16 protein-coding genes and 4 pseudogenes are annotated in these 22571 nt (G+C 74.4%); 9 read left to right on the top strand and 11 right to left on the bottom strand.

Features of this window, described 5'->3' with window-relative positions; all coding sequences use genetic code 11:
- Nucleotides 1-183 precede the first annotated feature (183 nt).
- A complete protein-coding gene (locus H300_RS0120245) occupies nt 184-1041 on the top strand; it encodes an alpha/beta fold hydrolase (RefSeq protein ID WP_028428869.1) in 858 nt (285 codons plus the stop codon).
- Between the two features lie 114 nt (nt 1042-1155).
- Here the strand turns inward: H300_RS0120245 and H300_RS0120240 are convergent, their stop codons facing one another.
- Nucleotides 1156-2226, bottom strand: a complete 1071-nt coding sequence (locus tag H300_RS0120240; protein WP_028428868.1) for a lytic polysaccharide monooxygenase — start codon at nt 2224-2226, stop codon at nt 1156-1158.
- A 190-nt stretch (nt 2227-2416) separates the two neighbouring features.
- Nucleotides 2417-2857: pseudogene (locus H300_RS31945) on the bottom strand (dioxygenase family protein); the annotation flags it as partial.
- Between the two features lie 135 nt (nt 2858-2992).
- On the opposite strand from H300_RS31945, the gene H300_RS0120235 reads away from it, so the two are divergent.
- The 4 genes and pseudogenes from H300_RS0120235 (at nt 2993) to H300_RS0120215 (ending at nt 6556) form a co-directional block, all read left to right on the top strand.
- Complete coding sequence (locus H300_RS0120235) at nt 2993-3445, top strand: MarR family transcriptional regulator (RefSeq protein ID WP_028428867.1); 453 nt, start codon at nt 2993-2995, stop codon at nt 3443-3445.
- Between the two features lie 385 nt (nt 3446-3830).
- Entirely contained in the window at nt 3831-4256 is a 426-nt protein-coding gene (locus tag H300_RS0120225; RefSeq protein ID WP_051270242.1) for a GntR family transcriptional regulator, read from the top strand.
- Between the two features lies 1 nt (nt 4257).
- Nucleotides 4258-5053 (top strand): annotated as a pseudogene (ddaH, locus tag H300_RS28150) (dimethylargininase).
- Between the two features lie 135 nt (nt 5054-5188).
- Entirely contained in the window at nt 5189-6556 is a 1368-nt protein-coding gene (locus tag H300_RS0120215) for a xylan 1,4-beta-xylosidase (protein WP_028428865.1), read from the top strand.
- A gap of 106 nt (nt 6557-6662) precedes the next feature.
- On the opposite strand, the gene H300_RS0120210 is transcribed toward H300_RS0120215, so the two are convergent.
- The 6 genes from H300_RS0120210 to H300_RS28140 all read right to left on the bottom strand — a co-directional run bounded on the left by H300_RS0120210 (nt 6663) and on the right by H300_RS28140 (nt 14811).
- Complete coding sequence (locus H300_RS0120210) at nt 6663-10175, bottom strand: lipopolysaccharide biosynthesis protein (protein WP_028428864.1); 3513 nt, start codon at nt 10173-10175, stop codon at nt 6663-6665.
- A complete protein-coding gene (locus H300_RS0120205) occupies nt 10168-10968 on the bottom strand; it encodes a polysaccharide deacetylase family protein (protein ID WP_028428863.1) in 801 nt (266 codons plus the stop codon). Before H300_RS0120205 ends, H300_RS0120210 begins: the two co-directional genes overlap by 8 nt.
- Nucleotides 10965-12005 (bottom strand): glycosyltransferase family 2 protein, encoded by a 1041-nt coding sequence (locus H300_RS28145; protein ID WP_051270241.1) that lies wholly within the window; start codon nt 12003-12005, stop codon nt 10965-10967. Before H300_RS28145 ends, H300_RS0120205 begins: the two co-directional genes overlap by 4 nt.
- The gene (locus H300_RS0120195) at nt 12002-12799 is read right to left on the bottom strand and encodes a glycosyltransferase family 2 protein (protein WP_028428862.1); all 798 of its coding nucleotides are present in this window, start codon (nt 12797-12799) and stop codon (nt 12002-12004) included. Before H300_RS0120195 ends, H300_RS28145 begins: the two co-directional genes overlap by 4 nt.
- Before the next feature lie 370 nt (nt 12800-13169).
- Nucleotides 13170-14351 (bottom strand): GNAT family N-acetyltransferase, encoded by a 1182-nt coding sequence (locus H300_RS0120190; RefSeq protein WP_028428861.1) that lies wholly within the window; start codon nt 14349-14351, stop codon nt 13170-13172.
- Between the two features lies 1 nt (nt 14352).
- A complete protein-coding gene (locus H300_RS28140) occupies nt 14353-14811 on the bottom strand; it encodes a hypothetical protein (protein ID WP_486583962.1) in 459 nt (152 codons plus the stop codon).
- A 484-nt stretch (nt 14812-15295) separates the two neighbouring features.
- On the opposite strand from H300_RS28140, the gene H300_RS0120180 reads away from it, so the two are divergent.
- Nucleotides 15296-15559 (top strand): hypothetical protein, encoded by a 264-nt coding sequence (locus tag H300_RS0120180; RefSeq protein ID WP_037981189.1) that lies wholly within the window; start codon nt 15296-15298, stop codon nt 15557-15559.
- 76 nt (nt 15560-15635) lie between these two features.
- On the opposite strand, the gene H300_RS0120175 is transcribed toward H300_RS0120180, so the two are convergent.
- A complete protein-coding gene (locus tag H300_RS0120175) occupies nt 15636-16394 on the bottom strand; it encodes a GntR family transcriptional regulator (RefSeq protein WP_028428859.1) in 759 nt (252 codons plus the stop codon).
- A 42-nt stretch (nt 16395-16436) separates the two neighbouring features.
- Nucleotides 16437-17774 (bottom strand): homogentisate 1,2-dioxygenase, encoded by a 1338-nt coding sequence (gene hmgA, locus H300_RS0120170; RefSeq protein ID WP_028428858.1) that lies wholly within the window; start codon nt 17772-17774, stop codon nt 16437-16439.
- A 206-nt stretch (nt 17775-17980) separates the two neighbouring features.
- On the opposite strand from hmgA, the pseudogene H300_RS28135 reads away from it, so the two are divergent.
- Nucleotides 17981-18439: pseudogene (locus H300_RS28135) on the top strand (hypothetical protein).
- A gap of 107 nt (nt 18440-18546) precedes the next feature.
- Here H300_RS28135 and H300_RS28130 read toward each other — a convergent pair.
- Nucleotides 18547-19917, bottom strand: a complete 1371-nt coding sequence (locus tag H300_RS28130; protein ID WP_051270240.1) for a helix-turn-helix domain-containing protein — start codon at nt 19915-19917, stop codon at nt 18547-18549.
- A gap of 379 nt (nt 19918-20296) precedes the next feature.
- Here H300_RS28130 and H300_RS32655 point away from each other — a divergent pair.
- Nucleotides 20297-21857 (top strand): annotated as a pseudogene (locus H300_RS32655) (molybdopterin-dependent oxidoreductase); the annotation flags it as partial.
- A 59-nt stretch (nt 21858-21916) separates the two neighbouring features.
- On the top strand, nt 21917-22571 hold a 655-nt coding region (locus H300_RS0120145; RefSeq protein WP_028428856.1), incomplete at its 3' end, for a hypothetical protein.

Genomic DNA, 22571 nt, shown 5'->3' with positions numbered 1-22571 from the left:
GCAGCGGTACCGGGGTCCCGTCACCGGGTGAAGGGAACGTGCCGCCTTCTTCACCGTCGCGCACCTGTTCCACGCACGTTACCCACCCGTACATTGACGCCGATTCAACAGGGCGTGGTCCGGACCGCGCGGCGTCGGTGCAACCGACGCGTGACCCCCCTCTCAGGCAACGGAGGATTCCGGATGAAGCTGTCCCGGTCACGCGTGCGCACCCTGCTGGCAGCGGTGGTACTCGCGGTCACGGTCTCCCTGCTCCCGGCCGGCGCGTCCGCCCAGCCGGCCGCCACCACCGACCAGGGCTGGAACGACTGGTCCTGCCGTCCCCCCGCGGAGCACCCGCGGCCGGTGGTGCTCGTCCACGGCACCCTCGGCAACTCCGTCGACAACTGGCTCGGATTGGCGCCCTACCTGGTGCGCCGCGGGTACTGCGTCTTCTCCCTCGACTACGGACAGCTGCCCGGGGTGCCCTTCTTCCACGGCCTCGGGCCCGTCGACGAGTCGGCCGTCCAACTGGCCGGCTATGTCGACCGGGTGCTGACAGGGACCGGAACCGAGGAGGTCGACCTCGTCGGCCACTCGCAGGGCGGCATGATGCCGCGCCACTACCTCGCCTTCCTCGGCGGGGCGGAGAAGGTCAACGCGCTCGTCGGGATCGCCCCGGACAACCACGGGACGGACCTGCACGGCCTGACCCGGCTCCTCGCGCTCTTCCCCGGGGTGGGCGAGGCGATCGGGACGCACGCGCCGGCGCTGCGCGACCAGATCGCGGGTTCGGAGTTCCTCACCCGGCTGAACAGCGCCGGCGACACGGTGCCGGGAGTGCGGTACGTGGTGATCACCACCCGCTGGGACCAGGTCGTCACCCCCTACCGGTCCCCGTTCCTGGACGGTCCGAACGTCAAGAACGTGCTGCTCCAGGACCTGTGCCCGCTCAACGTCTCCGAGCACCTGGGCATCGCGCTGCTGGACCGCATGGCCTGGCAGGAGACGGCCAACGCGCTCGACCCGGCGAACGCCCGGCGCACCACCTGCCTCACCTGACGGGCGCCGCGCCGCCGCGGCACCAGCGGGCAGCACGCCGCCCCCGCACCGGGTGGACCGGTGCGGGGGCGGCGGCGCCGTCCGGCCGTGGGCGGAACGGCCGGACGGCGGGTCTCAGGCGCGGTGGCTTCCCGCGCGGCGGCGCAGGGTCAGGGCGACGAGCCCCACTCCGGCGACGAGTACGGCCGCCCCGCCCGCGGCCAGCATCGGGGTGCTGCTGTCACCGCCGGTCTCGGCGAGGCTGACCGGCTGGGCGTCGACGTCCTTCACACCGGACCCGTCCTCCCCGGCAGCGGAGTCGTCCCGCGCGCTCCCGCCGGCCGGCTCGGGGGCGTTGCCGCCCTCCTCGTCCGCTCCGCCGTGCCCGGCGTCCTCCTCGTGGCCGGCGTGCTCGCCGCCGTGCCCACCGTGGTCCACGGTGGACTTGTCGCGGTCCTGCTCGATCTGCTCCTCGGTGGGGGCGGCCGGCGCCTCGTCCTGCTCGCCTCCCTGCCCGCCGGAACCGGCCTCCTGCTCCGCGCCGTCCTGCGAGGAGCCGCCGCCCCCGCCGCTTCCGCCGAACGTGACGTCCGAGCAGGTGTAGAAGGCCTCCGGGCTGTCCGACCGCTGCCAGACGCTGTAGATCAGGTGCCGACCCGACTTCTCCGGCACGGTGCCGTCGAAGACGTAGGCGCCGTCCTCCAGCTTCGGGTCTGTCACCTCGGCGAACGGCTCGGACTCCAGGTCCGCCCAGGCGAGCGGCTCGGCGGGGTCGTACCCGTCCTTGGTGAGGTACAGCGCGAAGGAGCCCTTGTGCGGGGCGGTGGCGGTGTACCGGAAGGTGTGCGGACCGCTGTTGAGCGGGGAGGAGGGCCAGTCGGCGCGGGCCAGGTCGAGGCCCTTGTACTTGTCCCGGCCGGCCGAGCACAGCTTCCCGTCCGGGATGATCTCCCGGTGTCGGCCGGCCGCGTCACCGATGTTCACCTCGTTCCAGTCGTAGAGCGCCTGGGTGCCGCTGGCGGCGACGGCGGCCTTGCAGGCTGCCGACTGCGGGCTCTCCGGACCCTCGGCGTAGCAGGCGGCCACCCGGCTCACCGGGTCCGACATCGAGCCGTGCGCGTGGGCCGGGGTGGCGGTCAGACCGGTCAGGGCGAGCGGGACGACGCCGAGGACGGCGGTCGCGGCGGCCTTGCGACGAACGGACATCGAGGGGGCTCCTTCATGCGGGGGGGCGTCCGGCTGCCGGGACGGGCCGCAGGGCGCGGCACCCGTGTGCGCCGGGTGCCGCGCCGGTGGCCCGCGACCCGCCCGGCTCCGCCACGCTAACCGCCATGACCAGGGCTTTCCGTTCCGGAGAGCCCTGGGGGCCGATCCTTATGGCGCATTTAAGGAGGTGCTAACCGGGGCAACAGGAAGTGCCTTCGCCGGTGCTCCGGTGAGCGCCTCGGCCCGGTCGGCCGCACTGCACCGAGCGCTTGGCCAGTCCGCCCCAGAAGCCGTCGATGACGGTCCGCTGCCGGCTCGGGTCCGACTCGCCCGCCCCCAGCGGTCGAACTCGCGCGACCACGCCGGCGCCCCGCCCGGCAAACCGCCCCCCAGCGCATCCCGTGCAGGTGGTGGGTGAAGAAGCCGCTGCCGACGATCGGGCCCGCCCTCTTCCCGCAGCGGGGGCAGCCGCCGTCCCAGTGCGAGCAGGCGCTCCGGGGCCGGCGTGGGCATGGAGAGCTGGAGCACCGGTACATCGGCCTCCGGGTACATCTCGGCCAGCGGGACGTACGCGCCGTGGTCCAGGCCGCGGGCCGGTTCCTGGATGCACCGGGGTCCCCGGTGCATCCAGGAACCCCAGCGGTGGGGGAGGACATCGGTGCTGCCGCTCCAGACGGTGGAAGCGTGGTTCAAACTGGGAACACTTGCCGGGATGATGCGGCCCTCCCTGAAAGTTCGAATTTGAATAACAGGGTATGATGACATCATGACCGAAACACGCTGGCTCGACTCCCGGGAGATGGCCGCCTGGCAGGGGTTCCTCGAAGCGAGTCACCGCGTCGAGCGCCGACTGGAGCAGCAACTCAAGGAGGAGTCCGGGCTGTCGCACACCCAGTACGAGGTGCTCGTCCTGCTCGACTCCGCCCCGGACGCCTCGATGCGGATGTCCGAACTCGCCCACGCGGTGATCACCTCGAAGAGCGGGCTCACCTACCAGATCGGCCAGTTGGAGAAGCGCGGACTGGTCCGGCGGCGCTCCTGCCCCACCGACGTGCGCGGGGTGTTCGCCGCGCTCACCGACCAGGGGCGGCGGCTGCTGCGGGACGCCGCCCCCGGGCACGTCGCCGCGGTCAGGGAAGTGCTCGTCGACGTGCTCGACCGGGAGCAGCTCGCTGTCCTCGCCGACGGACTGGGTCGGGTGGGCGAGCGGCTGCGCTGACCCCGTCCCGCCGGGTGCCCCTCCGTCCGGGTGCCCCTCCGTCCGGGTGCCTGCCGGTCCGGGCGGCCGGAGCGCGGGACCGGCCCCTCAGGACAGTGGCAGCCGCTTCACGTACCGCCGCCGGAAGGCCGTGTCCCGGTAGCTGATCCGGCGGTCCAGGGCGCGCAACCGGCGTCCGCAACCGGCGTCCCGCGGGAGCTCGTGCGACCCCCCCGGCGCACTCCCCCGGGCGGGGCACCATGCACGGCGGCACCGCCCGGCGCAGCTCCGCCGGCGGCCGGACGTCGGTCGGGCGGAACCCCCGAAGGTCTATCGTCGTGGGCGAACGGCACGCCGTGCCGAGGCGCGCCGCCGCCTTCCCCCTCCCCGCCTCACAGGAGCCGCTTTGCCCGACACCCGGCCTCCCTCCCGGCCCGCCCCCGCCGATCCGGCCCCGACGCTGCGGCTCGCCGTCCGACCCGATTCCGCCGACCCGCCGTACGAGCAACTGCGCGCGCAACTGGCCGAGCAGGCGAGGTCGGGCCGGCTGCCCACCGGCTACCGGTTGCCCACCGTGCGCGGGCTGGCCACCGAACTGGGGCTGGCCGCGAACACCGTCGCCAAGGCGTACCGGATGCTGGAAACGGACGGCGTGGTGGAGACCCGCGGCCGCAACGGCACCTTCACCGCCGCGGCCGGGGACGCCGCCGCGCGCCGGACGGCTGCCTCCGCGGAGGAGTTCGCCCGGCTCGCCCGACGGCTGGGCCTCGACCGCGAGGCCGCACTCGCCGCCGCAGCCGACGCCGTCCGCGCCGTGTACCGGGAGGGCTGAGGTGGCTGCCGGCGGGGCCGCGGCCGGACGCGCCGCGCTCGTCCGCCGGCCGGGCCCGCTGCTCGCCGACGGGCTGGTCACCCACCTCCCGCGCCTCCCGGTGGACGGGGAACGCGCCCTGCGCCAGTGGCACGGCTGCGTCACCGCGCTGCGCGAGCACGGTTGGCACACGGTCGAGGTGGAGCCCGCCGACGACCGCCCGGACGCGGTCTTCGTCGAGGACACCGTGGTCGTCCACCGCGGACGGGCCCTGGTCACCCGCCCCGGGGCCCCCACTCGCCGCCCCGAGACGGCCGGCACCGCGGCGGCCCTCGCCTCCCTCGGCTGCGAGGTGCACCGGATGACCGCCCCCCCCCGGAACGCTGGAGGGCGGGGACGTCCTCAAGGTCGGCGACACGCTGTACGTCGGTACGGGCGGCCGTACCGACGCGCGCGGGGCGGACCGGCTCCGCGAGGTCTTCGGGCCCGTGGGCGCCCGGGTGGTGCCGGTGCCGCTGAGCGGGGTGCTCCACCTCAAGTCCGCGGTCACCGCGCTGCCCGACGGGACCGTGATCGGGTACCCACCGTGGGCCGGGGGCACGGACGCCTTCCCGCGGTTCCTGCCGCTCCCCGAGGAGGCGGGCGCCCACGTCGTCCTGCTCGGCGACGGTGCGCTGCTGATGTCGGCCACCGCCCCGCGCACCGCCGAACTGCTCGCGGCGCGCGGCTGGACGCCGGTGCCGGTGGAGATCGGCGAGTTCGAGAAGCTGGAGGGCTGCGTCACCTGCTTCTCGGTGCGGCTGCGCGACCTGACCTGAGGCCCGTACGCGGCCGGCCGGCGCCACCGGTCCGCACACCGCGTGTCCCGCCGGGCGTTCGTCCGGTTCCCGCGCCGGCGGCGGCCGTAGCGCCTACGCTGTCCGGGGTGGGAACGCCACGGAGGGGAGCGCGCGGTGCTGCGTGTCGCGGTGTGGCGGCGGTTCGGGATCATCGGCTCCGGAGTGGTCGCGCTCGTGCTGCTGCTCTCCGTCTGCGGCCTCCCGCCGGACAGCCGGGACGACGCCCGCCCGCCGGTGGAGGTGTTCGGCAACCCCCGCGTCCCGGACGGTCCTCCGGAGCCCGCTCTCGGCGTGGGGCTCACCCACACCCGGTTCAGTGCGGACGCCGGGGCCGACCCGGCCCGGGAGCGCGCGGCCGAGACGCTCGCCGACGGGCCGATGCCGCAGAACCAGCACCTGATGGGCTGGGGCGCGGAGAGCCCCGAACCCGCGCCGGGCCGCTACGATTTCGCCTCGCTGGACAGCCGGGTCGCGCTGATGAGGCGCACCGGCGCCACTCCGGTGATCACGCTGTGCTGCGCCCCGGACTGGATGAAGGGCGGCGAGGCCGGCACCACCGACTGGGACGCGCTGGAGACCGCCCCCGAGCCGGAGCACTTCGCCGACTTCGCGGACCTGGCCGGCCGAGTCGCCCGGCGCTACCCGGACGTCCGGCACTTCCTGGTCTGGAACGAGCTCAAGGGCTTCTTCGACGAGGAGCGCAACCGCTGGGACCACGAGGGCTACACCGAGCTGTACAACCTGGTGCACGCCGAGCTGGAGCGGGTGCGCCCGGACGCGCTGGTCGGCGGCCCGTACGTGGTGATGGACTCCCTCCCGCCCGGGGACTCCCCGCACGCCTCCGCCTTGCGAGGCGCGTGGGGCAGCGTCGACCGGCGCTCGCTGGACGCCGTCAGGTACTGGAACGAGCACCGCCGCGGTGCCGACTTCGTGGTCGTCGACGGTTCCGGCTACACCAAGGACGGGCAGTCGCTGCCGGACGAGTTCGCCGCGGTGGAGAAGTTCGCCGCGGTCGGACGCTGGGTGCGTGAGGAGACCGGGCTGCCGCTGTGGTGGGCCGAGTGGTACGTCGAGCAGCCCGACGCGCAGGACCAGCGGCAGGGGTGGAGCGAACCGCACCGGCTGGCCGTCCAGGCGGCGGCGCTGATGGCGATGGCCGAGGGCGGGGCCGCGACCGCGCTGTACTGGAACCCGCAGCGGCCGAAGGGTGCGTGCCCCGGCTGCCTGTGGCGGGGCACCGACCGGGCCGAGGACGGCGGCCGGGCGCTGCCGATGCTGGACCTGCTCCGGCGCTTCCGGGCGGCCTTCCCGCCGGGCAGCCGGTTCGAGCCCGTCGCCGGGCCGTCCGGTGGAGTGGCGCGCGTCCTGGCCGACGGCGCGACGCTCCTCGTGGTGAACACCCGGGACGAGGAAGTCGAGGTCCGCGTCGACGGGAGGACGCTGCGGCTGGCCCCGTACGCCGTCCGCTGGCAGCGCCGCTGAGCCTTCCGTGTCCTGCGACCGTGCTGCGACCGTGCTGCGACCGTGTCCTGCGGGCTTGAGGCCGACCTGGCCGGAGGTGTCCCGCCGTCGTGTCCTGCGGGCCGTGTCAGGAGAGGGCCCACAGCCGGTGCGCGAGGGAGGCGGCGACCAGCAGCACCAGGGGCGCGGCGAACCACAGCGAGCTCTGCATCCACGCGTCCCGGCGCAATCCGGGGGGCGCCGCCTGGCGCAGCAGCTCCCGGCCGGTCAGCAGGACGATCAGCAGCACCGCGCCGAGGCCGCCGGCGATCGTCCAGTCCGTCCAGGTGACCCGCGGACCCGGCGGTCCGGGGGCGGGCGGAACGGCCCCTCCGGGTGGCTCCCGCAGGGCGTACAGCACGGCGTGCTCGTGCACGAACACCTTTCGCAGCTCGGGGTGCCCGGCCAGCACGCCGCGGATCCGCGCCTCCCAGCCCGCCGGATAGCCGGCGTCCAGGTGCAGGTACTCGGACTGGCCGCGGTTGACGATCAGATAGGAGTTCGGCCCGGCCGCCCGGAGCCGCTCCACGAGCGGGCCGGTGCCGGACGGATCGCGCGGTGCCGCGACGGGCTGGTACACCACCCGTTCCATGTCCCGGGCACCCCAGGGCATCGCCGGGGTGACGTTCACCTCCGGATCGCTGCTCAGCCACAGCAGCCGCGCGGTGGGCCGGTCGTGGGCGTAGACGTGTTCCATCGCGGCGACCTCGCCGGGACGGACTCGTTCGAAGGTCTCGTTGCCCCAGCGCGCGACCAGGAAGCCGCCGAACAGCAGCACCCCGGTCAGCAGCGCCGCCAGGGGCGCTGCCCGGTGCGGCATCCGCAGCCGCCGCACCGCCGCGGGGGCACGCCGGCCGGTGACCGGGGGGTCCGGGTCGCGCGGGAAGAAGGCCAGCGCGGCCAGGACGCAGGCGCCCGGGAGGGTGAAGAGGAAGACCCGCAGGGCCATCTCGCCGCCGTAGGACTGGGCGGCGAAGGCCAGGAACGGCACCGCGGTCAGCACCACCAGGCAGCGGTCGTCGAAACCGGCCCGCCTGCGGCGCAGGAGCCCCAGCGCGGCCAGCCCCAGCGTTCCGCCCGCGAGCGCGACCCGGGTGTACAGCACCAGCCGGTGGGAGGGGTCCCCGCCCTCGATGCGTCCCGAGACGGACGAGGAGACGTTGCCGGTGACCCCGCCCAGGCCGCCGAAGAGCTCCTCGAAGTGGCCCGACCAGTACGGCTCGGCGAGGAAGCCGATCCAGCTGGCCACCAGGACGCCGCACAGCAGCGGCAGCCCGCGCAGCTCCGAGCGGCGCACCAGCACCAGGCACGTCACCACCCCGAGCATCACGAACGGGGTGAGCTGGTGCCCGGCGACCGAGGCGGTGAAGAGCGCCAGCAGGAGCAGCAGCAGCGCCACCCGGGCCGACACCGGGAGCCGGGGCACCGGCGCCTCGCCCGGCACCCGGCGGGATGCCGGAGCGGCCGCCGGCCCCGGGCCTCCGTCCGGCCGGAACCAAACCAGCAGCACCGCGGAGAAGCCGAGGTACAGCAGGTAGGTGAACCCCTGCGGCGACAGGTAGTCCTGGCCGACCCACCCGCACAGGACGAAGAACCAGACGGCGCACCACTTCGCCCGCACCTGGGCGCGTACCGCTCGCAGCAGCACCGCGAACGGCGCCAGGTACAGCAGTTGGATCACCGTCGGCCACCAGCGGATCAGCTCGGTGCCGTCGCGGACCCCCAGTGCCTGGAGGCCCAGGGCCAGCCCCGCGAAGAACCCGGGCCAGCTCCAACGGGCGTCCAGGTCGGGCGCGCTCGCCCCGGTGCGCTCCAGCAGGTCGAGGAACCCCAGGTGCTGCCAGGCGGTGGCGAACCTGGGGGCCGTCTCCAGGACGGCGGGCACGGCGTGCAGGCTGACCACCGTCACCAGCAGTACCGCGGTGAGCAGCACCGCGGGCGGACGGCGCAGGGCCAGCGCCGTCCCGAAGCAGACGGCCAGCAGCACGGCCCCGGCCAGGGTGGCCGCCGGCAGCACCGAGACCAGCCCCAGACCGCTCATCGCGTCGAGCTCCGCGTCGCCCGTACCGCGCAGCGGCAGCCAGTACAGCGCCGTCGCGACACACGCCAGTACCCACAGCAGCGCCGCGGCCGGGGCCGGCGGCCGGATCCGGCGTCCGGGTCCCGGATCGGGCTCGCGCCCGGCGCGTCCGAGCCGGAGGGCGGGCGGTCCGAGGCGTCCGCCGGTCGCCCCCAGGTCGGCCAGGTCGCCGTCCGGCGGGGGCAGGTCGGGCCCCGGACGCCGCCGCGGCGCGCGGCTGAGCACCCTGCGCAGCCGGACGCCGGCCACCAGGGCGACGGCTCCCAGACCGGCGGCTTCCGCGATCCCGGCTCCGACCAGGCCCAGCGGGGGGAGCAACGCGGGGGTCAGCGACAGCACCAGCAGGCAGAGCAGTCCCTGGAGCCAGGCCAGCCCCGAGGTGCGGCTCTGCGCCCGGAGCACGGCGAAGTGCACCTCGATGACCACCCGCAGCAGGGCGCCCACCGCGTACCAGCGCAGCAGTCCGGTGGCCGCCTCGGCATATCCGGGACCGAAGACGCCGAGGATCTGCGGGGCGAACACGAAGAGCACGCCGCACACCGGCAGCATGATCCTGGCCATCCGGCGCAGGGCGGAGCGGCAGTTGGCGGCCAGGGCCGCCGGGTCGTGCGATCCCTCGACGGTCAGCGAGGCGCCCATGTTCACGGCCAGCAGGTTGACGGTGCCGGCGATGGTGACGGTGATGTAGAAGTACGCGTTGTCGGCGCTGCTCACCTGGGTGGCCACCAGGACGGGCACCAGGTGGACGACGGCGAGCGAGAACAGCGCCCCGGTGTAGTCGCCGGCGAGGAAGCGGCCCATCTCGCGGTAGGAGGCGGGCCGCGCGCGGCCCGCGGTGGCCGCGGCGTGCCGCGGGACGAGGCGCCGGAACACCAGCCAGCCCAGGGGCAGTACGGAGAGCGCGATGGCCGCCGCCCACGAGACGAAGACGCCGGCGGCGGGCACCGAGGCGGCCAGTCCCACCAGCAGCACGAGCTTGGCCACCGAGAAGACGGTGTTGCCGATCGGGACCCAGGCGGCGTTGCGCAGTCCGGTGAGCACCCCGTCCTGAAGGGTGAGCAGCGACCACGCCACCACGGCGGCGAGGAAGCCGAGCCCGGGGAGCCAGCCGTGCAGCAGTCCGAAGGAGGGGCCCCACCTGTCGACGGTGAGGAGGAAGACCGCGGCGGCACCCGCGACGAGCAGCGAACTCACCGCGTAGACGCGCAGCACGAGCGGGCCGGTGCCGCGACCGGCGGTGGGGATGAACCGGGCCAGCGCGCCGATCAGGGTCACTGCCGTCAGCCCGGCCAGGAACTTCATCGCGGCGATGGCCGCCGACCCCTGGCCCACCGCGTCGGTCGAGTAGTACCGGGCCGCCACCACCCAGTAGCCCAGACCGAGCACCGCGCTGATGCCGGTGTTCAGCATCAACGCGTACGCGTTGCGGAGGAGCGGGTTGCCGCGCCCGGCCGGAGCGGCGGGTTCCTCCGCCGCTCCGGCCGGGCGCTCCGCCGTGCCGGCGGTGCTGGTATCAGCCACGTATGCTGTGCGCCTTCCTGAGGGCTCGACGGGTGCCCCGCCAGGCGGCCCAGCCCCGGGTGAGTGTCCGGTCCAGCGCGAAGGCCCGCCCCAGTTGCTGCCCGGCGACCAGCCGCGCGAACCGCTCCGGCCCGGTCGACCGCCGGACCGTCAACCGACGCAGGGCGTGAGGGTTTTGGCTGTGGTGGTCGGCGAGTGCGTTGCCGACCACCACCGACTGGCCGAACCCGGCCGCGCGCACCGCCTGCCGCACCCGCCGGCTGGAGTAGCCGAACGGGTAGGCGAACGACGCGGGTGGCCAGCCGAGTCCCTCGGCCAGCAGCTCCCGGCAGTGGACCACCTCGTGCCGCAGCGCCGCGTCGTCGAGCTGGTCCAGCTCCGGGTGACTGTGGCTGTGCCCGCCGATCTCCCATCCGGCGGCGGCGAGTTCGCGCAGCTGCCCCCAGCTGAGCATCGCGTCCGGCGGATCGGCGCAGTGCTGCGGGCCGAGCAGCCAGCCGGTGGCGGCGAAGACGGTGGCCGTGAAGCCGTGCCGGGCCAGTTCCGGCAGGGCGTAGCGGTGCACGCCTGCGTAGCCGTCGTCGAAGGTGATCAGCACCGGGCGACGGGGCAGCGGACTGCCGGTGCGCCAGATGCGGGCGAGCTCGGCGGTGGTCAGCGCGGTGCAGCCCAGTCCGGCGAGGAGCTCCAGCTGGCCGGAGAAGGCCTCGGGGGTGACCGAGAGCCGCCGGGCCGCCCGGGTCGGGGCCGGCGACACCGCGTGGTACATCAGGATCGGTACCGGTCCGGTCATTCGCGCCCCTCCTCGCCCCGCCGGGCGGCCGGCGCACCCGCCGGTGCCACCGGGGGCACCGCCGCAGGTACGCCGGCCGCGCCGAAGCGGGCCGTCCCGCGCCGGGCCCGGAGGCTGCCCACCGCGTAGCCGGCGACCGCGGCCGACACGCCCGTGACCAGGGCCGCTGCGCGCCCCGCACCGCCCGGGCGTCCGAGCAGGAAGTCGCGGGCGCCGCGGGCGAGCCCGGCTGGCAGCGTACGGGTGGTGTAGCGCCGCTCGGAGGACAACCCGGCGCGGGCCCCGACACTGCGGGCGACCAGCGCCTTGGAGATGCCTTCCGCGTAGCACCGCCGGTGCAGGTACCGGTGGCGCTGCCGCTCCGGCGGCACCCGGTGGTGGATCACCGCCCGGTCGTCGATGAGCAGCACGGCGTCCGGGCGTGCCTGGGCGAGCCGGATGCAGAGCTCGGTCTCCTCGCAGCCCAGCGGAAGCCGGTCGCCGTCCCGGCCGATGCCGCTCGCGAAGCCGCCCGCGGCGTCGAAGGCGTTCCGGCGGAACGAGGCGTTCCCGCCCAGGACGTTGCGGACCCGCACCCGGCCCGGCGGCAGACCGCGGTAGGTGCAGCCCACCGCCCAGTCCAGCTCCTCCGGGAACCACGGCGGGCGCCGTCCCGCGGACCACAGCGGCAACGTGCGGCCGCCCACCGCCAGGACCTGGGGCGAGGTGTACGCGGCGGCGAGGTGCCGCAGCCAGTGCGGGTCGGCGATCGCGTCGTCGTCGAGGAAGGCGAGGAACTCGCCCTCGGTGGCGGCGATCCCGGTGTTGCGTCCGGCGGAGAGGCCGCGGGGGCCCGCGTTGGCGAGCACCCGTACCCCCTCGGTCGCCGCGTACGCGGCGGTGAGCCGCCGGCGCAACGGCTCGTTGTGGTCCACCACGAGCAGGGTCTCCGCGGCGGGCAGCGACTGGCGCCGCACCGAGTCCACCGCGGCGGCGATGTCGTCCCACCGCTCCGCGGTGTAGACGCAGATCACGACCGAGAAGCGCGGGCGCGTCAACTGCCCTCCCCCAGCCGGGCCGGACGGGCGGTCCGGCGGCGGTTGCGGCGTGCGATCCCGCGTTCGGCGAGGATGACGGAGAGCACCCGGAACCCGTCCCGCACGGCGCGCAGGTTGCTGGTGCCGTGGATGCGCTCGTACTCGTGGCTGGGTATCTCCTGCACGCGCAGGCCGGCCTTCACGACCCGGATGTTCATCAGGGTCTCGACCTCGAAGCCGTCGCAGTCCAGGGCGATCCCGTCCAGGCAGTGGCGCCAGAAGGCGTTGTAGCCGTAGCAGAGGTCGGTGTACCTGGCTCCGAACTTGGCGTTGACCACGGCGGTGAGCACCCGGTTGCCCAGCTTGCGGACGGGGGTCATGTCGTCGGTGCCGCCGCCGTTGGCGAACCGCGAGCCCTTGGCGAAGTCGGCACCGGCGACCAGGGCCGAGACGTACCCCACGATCTCCGCGCCGTCGGCGGAACCGTCCGCGTCGACCATGACGATGATCTCGCCGGTGCAGGCTGCGAAACCGCTGATCAGAGCGTTGCCCTTGCCTCTTCCGAGCTGTGGTACGACGACCACGTCCGGCCGGAGCCCGCGTGCCACGGCGACGGTGTCGTCGACGGAGTTGCCGTCCACCAGGACGACTTCGTGGATCCAGTCGGGAAGGGTCTTGAAGACGTACGGAAGGTTCTCGGCCTCGTTCATCGCCGGAATGACGACGCTGACCGGTGGTGCGATGGCCAGGTGCGAGGAGACGGGACGGTACTCGGCCGGTGACGACCCGGAGAACGGCTGTGCGGAGATTGCCATGACGTGTGTGCCCTCTCGTCCGGTGGATCCCCCGGGAACCGGGAGGTCCGAGCGGTGTGTCCGGTGCGAAAGAGGGGGTCCCCGCCGGCGCGTGCGGGCAGCGCGAGCCCGAAGGCGGCGCTGAACGCCCTTGCGTGCCGGACGAGATGGCGTGATGGATCTGCCCTGCGGTCCCGACCCGGTGCAGAACCCGGGTACGGCACCCCCCTACCGCGTCCGTGGCGGGCCCGGCCGGCCGTCGGCTCCTCCCCTGGAGCCGTGGACGGGGGCACGCGACGGAACTGTGGCGCCGATCGATCTCGTGGAACGGGATTCCTGACAGCGGAAGTCTAGGACACCTTTGGCCGTGAAGAACCCGTAATGGCGATAATTATCCTGTTGTCCCACCTCCGGACCGTATCGACCCGATTCGCTTCAGCAGTCGGTCCGCCGACGTGAAGAGCCGTGGGTTGGCGACCACCGCGTTCCGCAGCGCCCGCGCCGGGGCCCGGCGGGTTCGGTACCCCAGGGCGATCGGATGGGCGCGGGTGATCCGCCCCTCGTGGACGGAGAGTTCACCGGTCTTGAGGGAGTCCTTGTACTCCTTGGGGCCGCGCCCGAGGTCGAGCAGCCGGACCCCCTCGGCCGCCGCGCCCTCGGCCATGCGCAGGTGCAGGGCCAGACCGGGGGAGAGCTTCGCCCACTGCGGGTCGTAGACCGGGAACCAGCACGCCAGCACCTGCTCCGAGCTGAGCCCGAAGTGGGCGGCGACCAACCGGTCGCCCGCGTAGAGCGCCGAGAGCCGGCCCGAGCACGTGGGGGCGCGGGAGTGGAAGAGCCGCTCCACGAGTTCCCTGATCCGCGGCCTGGCGAACCTGTCACCCCGCCCGGTGCGCCGGTACTGGGCGGACTTCCAGGCCATCAGGGTCCGCAGCACCGCCGGATCGCGCTCGTCGTGGACGTAGCGGACCTCGCCGACGTCCCGGCCGAGCTTCCGCTCCTTGGCGAGTGTGCTGCGGGTGAACTTGGGCGAGCGGGCCCGGAGCCCCGCGAGGTAGGCCGGGTACCCCCCGGAGACGTCCAGCACCGGGGACGGGTAGGCCCGGGCCCTGTGCGCGGTGAAGGGCTCCTGTCCCTCGGCGACGTGGTCGAACTCCCAGACCGACAGTCCGCAGTCGCGGAGCAGTTGCTCCGGCTCCCAGTGGAAACCGGGCCGGTGGACGAGCCCCTGGCAGTCCGAGAGTCCGAGGCCGACGGCCCGTCCCACCCCCAGCGCGCTGCGCTGGTGGGGGAAGAAGGCCATCGGACCGGCCCGTCCCGCCCCGGCGAGCGGGGCCGCCGGGACGACCGGGGCGCCCGGCCCCCCGCTCCGGTCCGGTGCCGCCTCCGGTGCGCGGACCACGGCGATGCGGACGTCGCGCCGGGTCTGCCCGACTGCGAGGGTGAACTCGGGTGCGAGGAAGGGGTTCGCCGCCTGCGGGTGGCCGCCGGCGGCTGCCTCGAGCTGAATCGACGTCCAGGCCGCCCGGTCGGCGGCGCTGAGTTCGCCCGGCCTGACGACCTGGATGTCCATGTCACTCTCCGTTGTCGGGTCCGCGACCCGGTCTGCGCACACCGGGGGCGGGTGCGAGGACGGCCGGTCCTGGCTCGCCGGCCCGCGGCCGGCGCAGCAGCAGGGGAAGCAGCGCGAGGACGCTGAACGCGGCGACGCAGGCCACTCCGCCGCGCATCGACCACATCCGGGTGGCCAGCAGCGCCTGGGCGATGAGCAGGTTGCCCGCGAACGAGGCCAGCAGGGCCAGCACGATGCGGCTCAGTGGGTCCAGGCCGCGCAGGGCGAGTGCCGGGGCGGCAGCGGGTGCGACGAGCAGGAAGAAGAACGTCAGCGGCGCCCGGATCGGGGAGTCGACCTCGGCGAGGGCCAGCCAGGCGCCGGCTGCGGCGACGCCGCAGGCCGCGCCGGCCGGCAAGGGTGCGAAATCTGCGGCGCGGCGGCCGTCACGGCCGCCGCCCGTGGTGTGAAAAGCCTGCATGGCCGACTTTGCCCCCCGAAGCGTCGGATGCCAGGGTTCACAATGTGGCGGGGCGCCCGTGCACCAGTCAAGAGGGCCCCCGGGGTGCTCCGGCCGAATCGGCCCGTCCCGAGGGCCGGTACCGTGCGGCCCCGGGTTCCGCTCCCGGGGCGGCGGTGCAGGTGGCGCCCCTCGGGCTGGCCCCGCTGTCCCACCGCTGTGGCGGGCGGTGACCGGAGTGCGCCGGATCGACCGCGCGGCGCTCGCCGCCCGGCGCACTCCGACGCGCCGGGGGCGGGCCGTCCGGTGGCCGCGGGGCCGGGGGCGCCCGAACTCCGGGGCAGTGCGCTCGTGCCCCCTTGCTGCTTCGGTCCGTCCCGGCCGTGGTGTTCGTCAACCCCCTTGCGGGGCAGGTGAATCCTGGAGCCGGAATACACGGGTGTCGGTGTTGGACGATAGAGTTACGCTGCCCGTGCCGGGTGCCGTCGTACGGGTGGGGAGAATCATGGAACGCATAACAGTGCAGAGCAGGCCCCGCGTGCCTGCGATCAACTGCCGTACGGGAGCGAGTAGTTCGCGCCTGGACCGACATCTCAGCGTCATCGGCGGCCCCGCCGTGCCAGTGGGGAAGGCCGAGGAGGCGACGACCCTGATGCGCGAGCTGACGGTGCGCGACGCGGTCCGTATCCGTGCCAGCCGCGGCGCCCGCGTCTCGCTCTTCGCCCCGCTGCGCCGGCTGCGCCGCTCCCTGTTCGGGGGGCGCGGCTGAGCGCGCGCCTCCGCGCCCCGGCGCCCCCGGCGGGCGTGCTCCGGGAACCCGGCCGCCCGGCCACCGCCCGCCGGTCTCAGTCGTCCCGGACGTTCTCCACCGTCAGGGAGAAGGAGAACCGGTCGCCGCGGTAGTGGATCCGCACGACGTCCACCACCCGCTCGTGCAGGTCGTACGTCACCCCGGTGTAGTGCAGGATCGGGCTGAGCAGCGGTACGCCCAGCAGCCTGACCGTCTCCGGGTCGGCGAGCCTGGCCTCCACCGTGTCCGTGATGCGCGCGATGGGAACCCCCACCTCGTCGCGCAGCAGTTTGGTCATCGGCATCCGTTCCAGGGCCGACGGGTCGATCCGCGCGGCCGTGCGCGAACGGATCAGGTTCTCCGCCCAGTTGGTCGGCTCCCCGGTGACCCGGTCCCGGCGGAGCCGCCGGAAGGAGACCACCTCCTCCTCGTCGGGGAAGTGCTCGGCCAGCTCGGTCGGCACCGGAACCGGCCCGTGCTCCAGCAGCGTGGTGTCCTCGCCCGACTGCTGGGCCACGATGGTGTCCACCGAGCCGAGAAGACGCACCGTCCGGCCGCGCCGGGCCTCCGGCTCGATGAAGGTACCGCGCCGCCGGTGCCGGCTGATCAGCCCCTCGGTCTCCAGCTCCTTCAGCGCCTGCCGCATGGTCAGCACGCTCACCCCGTAGTGCTCCGCCAGCGCCTCCTCGGTCGGCAGCCGCAGCGGCGCCTCGGGGGAGCGGCCCAGTACGGAGGCCCGCAGCGACTGCGAGACCTGGTACCAGAGCGGGAGCTTGCGGTTGAGCTCCAGCGAGTCGGGGGCGAAGACGGTCAACGGGACCTCCCTGCCGGTCGTCCGACCTGTCGGTCGTCCGAGTCAGTCGTCCGATGAACGGAAGTGGCGTGGGAGACCCTGCCACACATCGTCGTAACCGCGCTGGCGGTGGCCCGCGTCGAGCGCCTGGTCGGTGGCCGTCACCGGCCAGCGGGTCTCGAACATGAAGGCCAGGCCGTCGTCCACCCGCTGCGGCACCAGCTCGGCGGTGCTCGCCCGTTCGAAGGTCTCCCGGTCGGGGCCGTGCGCCGACATCATGGTGTGCAGTGACCCGCCGCCCGGGACGAATCCCGCGGCCTTGGCGTCGTAGGCTCCCTCGATCAGCCCCATGTACTCGCTCATCACGTTCCGGTGGAAGTACGGCGGGCGGAAGGTGTCCTCGCCGACGAGCCAGCGTGGGGCGAAGACCACGAAGTCCACCCCGGCCGGCCCCGGTGTGTCGGACGGCGAGGTCAGCACGGTGAACAGCGAGGGGTCAGGATGGTCGTGGCTGATGCTGCCGAGCACCTGGAAGCGGCGCAGGTCGTAGCGGTACGGCACGTGGTTCCCGTGCCAGGCGACCACGTCGAGCGGCGAGTGGTCGTACCGCGCCGACCACAGGTTGCCGCAGTACCGGTTGACCACCTCGACCGGGCGCTCCTCCTCCTCGAAGGCGGCGCTCGGCGCCTCGAAGTCCCTGGGGCTCGCGAGGCCGTTGGCGCCGATCGGGCCCAGGTCGGGCAAGGTGAAGGGCCGGCCGTAGTTCTCGCAGACGTAGCCGCGCGCCGAACCGTCCAGCAGTTCCACCCGGAAGCGCACCCCGCGCGGGATCAGCGCGATGTGCCCGGGATCGGTGTGGAGCCGGCCGAACTCGGTGTGCAGGAGCAGGCCGCCGCGCTCCGGGACGATCAGCAGCTCGCCGTCGGAGTCGCCGAGCACCCGGTCGGTCATCGAGGCGTTGGCGGCGTACAGGTGGAGGGCGGCTCCGGTGCGCTGCCGTACGTCGCCGTTGCCGCCCAGCGTCCACAGCCCGTCGAGGAAGTCGGTGCCGGGCGCCGGGTCGGGGAGCGGGTCCCATCGCAGCCGGTTGGGATCGGGCACCTCGTCGAAGGGGGCGGACCGCCACGCGGTGTTGGCCCGCCCGGGCGCGACGCGGTGGTAGGCGGGGTGGGCCGCCGAAGGGCGCATCCGGTAGAGCCACGAGCGGCGGTTGTGCGCCCGGGGCTCGGTGAACGCCGATCCGCTGAGCTGTTCGGCGTACAGGCCGAGCGGTGCGCGCTGCGGCGAGTTGCGCCCGACCGGGAGTGCGCCGGGCACCGCCTCCCCCCAGTGCTCGTTGCCGAAGCCGGTGGAGTACCGGAGGGACTCCGCCCGTGTACGTGCCTGCTTGTCGACGCTCATCTGCTGCTCCCGCCCACCGAAGAATTCCTATACTGAACCATAGGAATTTGCCGGGCGCTCGGCAACGGGCGACACCCCCCACTGCCGCCGACCGCGCGCCTGCTGGCCGCCCGACGCCTCCGGCGGGTGCGCTCCTCCGAATCCGAGGGGCCGCCGGATCGGCCGAGCCGGCCACGCACCGGCCGAGTCCCTGATGAGCTGACGGCATGGAAGCCATACGGACAAGCGTCGTAGCGGTCGGGGACACACTCGTGGGTGCCGTGCTCACGCATCTCTTCCAGCGCCTCTCCTCCGGACGCGGCGAGTCGTTCGCGCGGTCCGAAGCGCTCCGGCAGGAGCGGATCGCCACCTACAGCTCGTTCACGGCGGCGGTGGAGGACCACCGCCACGGCCAGGCGGACCGCTGGTACCGCAGGAAGCAGGACCCCGACGGGGACGTCTTCCCCACGGCGCGCGACGAGGCGCACCGCCTCCGGACGGGGACGCGGCGCGTGCTCTACCGGGTCAAGCTGCTCACCGACGACCGGGAGGTCGTCCTCGCGGCCGAACAGGCCTACCGGTGCACGCGGGACGTGTCGACCGCGTAGGAACAGACCCAGCGGGATGCCCAGGCGCGACGCGCGATCGAGGCGTTCGTGGCCCGCGCCTCGCCCCTGGTCCGCTGAGCGTGCGGCCGCGGCCCGGGAGGCGCGCCGGGCGGGTCGGGCCCCCGGCCGAACGGCGGGCCGAACGGCGGGCCGAACGGCGGGCCGAACGGCCCCGCCGGAGCTGCTCAGGAGCATCCGGCCGACTGCTCCACGGGCACTCTGGAGAGCACCTGCCGGACGCCCTGCCGGTGGCGGTACGGTCGCAGCAGACCGCGCAGTTCCCGCGCCGCGCGGTCCGCCGCGCCGGAGCGCAGCGCGGCCCTGCCGTCCAGGAAACCGTGCCACGCCACGCAGGCCTCCTCCAGCCGGCCGGCGCGGAGCAGCAGCCCGCCGAAGCGGTACTGGCTCAGCGACCGGCCGCGGACGTCGTGCTCCGCCCGCTCCAGTACCGAGCGCCGCAGCGCGGACAGTGCCGCCGGGACGTCCCCGAGCGCCTCCAGAGCCACCGAGCTCTGGTAGGACAGCGCCGCCGCCGGGTAGACCTGGAACGGCCCGCCTCCCGGGGCGGCCGGCGCACCTCCGTCCGACCCGGCCGCGCAGCCCTCGGCCGCCGCCAGCGCCTCCAGGCAGCCCCGCCGGTCCCCGGTGCGCGCCCGGGCGACGGCGGCCTGGGCGTAGACATAGGCCCGGATGGGCCCGGGAGCGTTGCCGACGGCCGCCGCTGCTGCCTCCGCCAGCCGTCGGGCGGCGCGGTGGTGCTCCAGCCCGGCCGCCTGCGCGCTCATCGCCCGGACCACCACTGCCCACGTCGTCCGGTCGCCCGCCTCGTGCGCCAGGCGCTGGGCGTAGCCGTAGTAGTGCTGGGCGAGTCCGTGCAGTTGACCGTCCTCGTGCATCCGGCCGAGCAGGAAGCCGAGCCCGCCGGCTGCGGAGAGCAGCTCGCTCCGGCCGCCGCCTGCGCCGCAAACCGGCAGGGACCGGTGCAGTATCGGGGTGACGTCGTCGGCCAGGAAGGCGGACAGCGCCGTACGCGCGGTACGGCCGCCGTGCGTGTCGATGGCGGAGGAGAAGAAGCGGGCGGCGTCGTGGAGGGCGGCCGGCTGCCCCAGCGGCCCGCGTGGCCGGGGGAGCGGGCGCGGCTGCGTACGCCGCTGCCCGCGTGGCGGCGGCACCGGTGCGGCGGCCTCGGCCACCCGGTAGGGGCGGTGCCGCAGGACGGCGCGTGCGTCGGCGTCCGCGTCCGCGCGGCACAGCGCGGTGAAGCCCAGCACCGGGTCGGCGGCCGGTGGTTCCGCCGGTGCCGAGCGGAACCCGGCCGCCTGCGGGGTGACCGAGCGCCGCAGCCGCCGGGAGAGCGCCTCGGCGACCAGCCGGGGCGCCGGGTCGCGCGGCTCGGTGCCGGAGAGCCAGTGGGCGACGGCGGTCCGGTCGTAGCCCAGCCGGGCGCCGACCTCCGTGCCCAGGTTGTTCACCGCACGGGCCAGCGCCTCCTGGGTCCAGCCCGCCTCGCCCAGCAGGGCCCGGAGCCGGTTGTTCGGCGTGCGCAGCGTGCTCATCGGCTCTCCTCGCGGACGCCGCCGGGGCGGCCTGTGGGGTCGGGCGCGCCTGCGGGGACCGGCTCCTGGGCCTCGTGCCCCCGGTGGCGCAGCGGTGGCATACCCCGTGGTGCCCTGCCGCGTGCCTCCCGCGGCAGGGCGTACGGGCGCACGCGCGGGTCCGCGCGTGCCTCGGTGTCACACCATCGACGTACCCGACCGGTCCGCCGGAGCCTTCGGTTGGCGGGAGGCCGGAGGGTGCGAGACGGTCGGGGGATGAACGATCCCTTTGCCTATGCCGACGCCGTGCCGCCGCCCGCCGTAGCCCCGCGGAACCCCTCGGCGGCCGATCCCCGTTCCCTTTCCCCGCAGGCAGCGGCAGCGCGACCGGCGCTCCCCCGTGCGGCGGACCGGGGTCCGGTGGTCGCCGTTTCGTTTGCGGGGCGGAAGCCCGGATCAGGTGACCGCGAGCCGCCCCCTGTGCCCGGAGGGTGCCGCCCTGCCCGAACTGGGCAACGAACCGGACCGGTTGACGGCCCCCCGCGCTGCGCACCCCCACGGGGTGGCGGGAGGTCGGCTGGGACGAGGCCTTCGCCGCAGTCGCCGAGGGCCTCGGCCGGGTGGCCGGCAGGTGGGGCGCCCGCGCGGTCGCCGTGGTGCTGGGCAATCCCAACGTGCACACGGTCCCGGGCGCGCTGTACCCGCCGGTGCTGATCGGGTCGCTGACCGGCGCGTCGCTTTGCACCGCGACATGCTCCGTCAGATGCCCAAGCGCGCCTCCAGCGTCCTGCTCTACGGCGACCCGCAGGCCATCGCCGTGCCGGATCTGGACCGCACGGATCACCTGGTGATCATCGGGGCCGATCCGGCGGACTCCGGCGGCAGCCTGTGCACCGCACCGGACCTTGCCGGACGGCTGTGGGCGCTGCGCCGCCGGTGCGGCACGGTCACCGCCGTCGATCCGCGCCGCACCCGGACCGCGCGCCTGGCAGACCGGCCGGAGGCCGTCGGTGCGGCCTGCGACCTCGCGGCCGCCGACATCCGCTCGCTGGCCCGGGAGCTCGCGGCTGCCGAACGCGCGGCGGTCTACGCCCGGATCGGCAGCCCGGCCGTCGGGTTCGGCACCCTGACGAGCTGGCTGGTCGACGTGGTGAACGCGCTCACCGGCAACCTGGGCCGGTCCCGGCTGGCTGATGCTCCCGATGTCGGCCACCGAGCGTGCGCCGCGGCCTGCCGGGCCGGGGCCGGGCTTCACCACCGGCCGGCGGTGGACGCGGGTCTCGGGCCGCCCCGAGGTCAAGTCCGAGTTCCCGACGGCCGCCCTGGCTGAGGAACTGGACACGCCGCGGGAGGGTGGCACCCGCGCGGTGATCGCGGTCGCCGCGCACTCCGATGCTGTCCGCGCCGGACGGGGACCGGCTCGATCGCGCCCTGGCCGGCGCCGAGTTCGTGGCGAGCGTCGCTCCGTACCCCAACGAGGCCGCCCGGCACGCCCACGTGGTGCCGCCGCCGCGGTCCAGCCGTCGCCCGCACTTCGACTTCGCGCTGAACGCGCTGGCCTTCCGCAACCAGGTCCGCTACACGCGGCCGGTGGTCGCCCCGACGCCGGGCGAGTTGTCGGAGAGCGCCGTCCTGGCCCGGCTGCTGCTCTGCGCCCGGGGCAGGCCCGACGCCCCGGCCGAGTCGGTGGACAGCACGGCCCTGGAGTGGCGGCTGGACCTGATGTTGCGGTTGGGTCCCTACGGCGACGGCTTCGGTGCCGATCCGCAGGGGCTCACCCTGGAGCGGCTGCTCGCCCACCCGCACGGAATCGGCCTGGGTCCGCTGCGCCCCGGCTGCCCGGTCTGCTCCGCACCCGCAGCGGCCGCGTCCAGCTGTTCCCGGAACCCCTCGTGCGGGAGGCGGATCGGCTGCGGGCGCGCCTGGCGGACGCCGCCTCCACCGGGCCGGTGCTGGTCGGCCACTAGACGAGTCTTTCCAAATGCCTGCGGGCACGAAGAGAGGGTGTCCATGATCGTTTGTGACGACGAACTTGAACACCCTCGTGACCGCACTCTACGTGAAGATCGACGACGACTTGGCGGGTATCGCGCGGCTGCCGGGACGGCCGCCAAAACTCAGTCACTCCGAGTTGCTGTGCCTGGCGGTCATGCAGGCGATGCTCGGCCATCACTGCGAAGCCCGCTGGCTGCGGTACGTGCGCGCACACCTGCAGGACATGTTTCCCTTCGTCCCGCAGGACGCCGGCTACAACAAGCGGCTGCGTGCCGCACTTCCGCAGATCAAACGCGTGATACGGGTGCTCGCCAGGGATACCGACTTCTGGCACGACACGGTGTGGATCACGGACTCGACCCCGGTGCCGTGCGGGATGTCCCGCCCCACGGTCAAGCGCTCGGAACTGGCAGGCTGGGCGAATTGCGGCTACTGCGCGTCGCATTCGCGGTTCTTCTGGGGGCTGCGGCTGTACCTGGTGTGTACCCCGGCCGGGATGCCGATCCTGTGGGCGCTGGCCGACCCCAAGCTCGGCGAGCGCGAGGTGCTGGCCGCGATGCTGGAGGCCGATGCCGAAGTGGTGCGCGAGCGGCAGGGCCTGCTGCTGATCAGCGACAAGGGCTTCGCCTCGAAACCCTTCGAGCGGTCACTGTCCGAACACGGCATCACGCTGCTGCGGC

The sequence above is a fragment of the Streptomyces sp. TAA040 genome, from assembly GCF_000424845.1.
The sequence above is the reverse complement of the archived record's forward strand: the minus strand, read 5'-3'. Positions and strand labels throughout refer to the sequence as shown.

What these genes read in the sequence shown, in the direction of transcription:
- H300_RS0120190 (WP_028428861.1), bottom strand. Translation starts at nt 14,351, where the DNA reads ATGGACATCCAGGTCGTCAGGCCGGGCGAACTCAGCGCCGCCGACCGG.
- H300_RS28130 (WP_051270240.1), bottom strand. Translation starts at nt 19,917, where the DNA reads ATGAGCACGCTGCGCACGCCGAACAACCGGCTCCGGGCCCTGCTGGGC.
- H300_RS0120240 (WP_028428868.1), bottom strand. Translation starts at nt 2,226, where the DNA reads ATGTCCGTTCGTCGCAAGGCCGCCGCGACCGCCGTCCTCGGCGTCGTC.
- H300_RS0120205 (WP_028428863.1), bottom strand. Translation starts at nt 10,968, where the DNA reads ATGACCGGACCGGTACCGATCCTGATGTACCACGCGGTGTCGCCGGCC.
- H300_RS0120195 (WP_028428862.1), bottom strand. Translation starts at nt 12,799, where the DNA reads ATGGCAATCTCCGCACAGCCGTTCTCCGGGTCGTCACCGGCCGAGTAC.
- H300_RS28140 (WP_486583962.1), bottom strand. Translation starts at nt 14,811, where the DNA reads ATGCAGGCTTTTCACACCACGGGCGGCGGCCGTGACGGCCGCCGCGCC.
- H300_RS0120180 (WP_037981189.1), top strand. Translation starts at nt 15,296, where the DNA reads ATGGAACGCATAACAGTGCAGAGCAGGCCCCGCGTGCCTGCGATCAAC.
- H300_RS0120245 (WP_028428869.1), top strand. Translation starts at nt 184, where the DNA reads ATGAAGCTGTCCCGGTCACGCGTGCGCACCCTGCTGGCAGCGGTGGTA.
- H300_RS0120235 (WP_028428867.1), top strand. Translation starts at nt 2,993, where the DNA reads ATGACCGAAACACGCTGGCTCGACTCCCGGGAGATGGCCGCCTGGCAG.
- hmgA (WP_028428858.1), bottom strand. Translation starts at nt 17,774, where the DNA reads ATGAGCGTCGACAAGCAGGCACGTACACGGGCGGAGTCCCTCCGGTAC.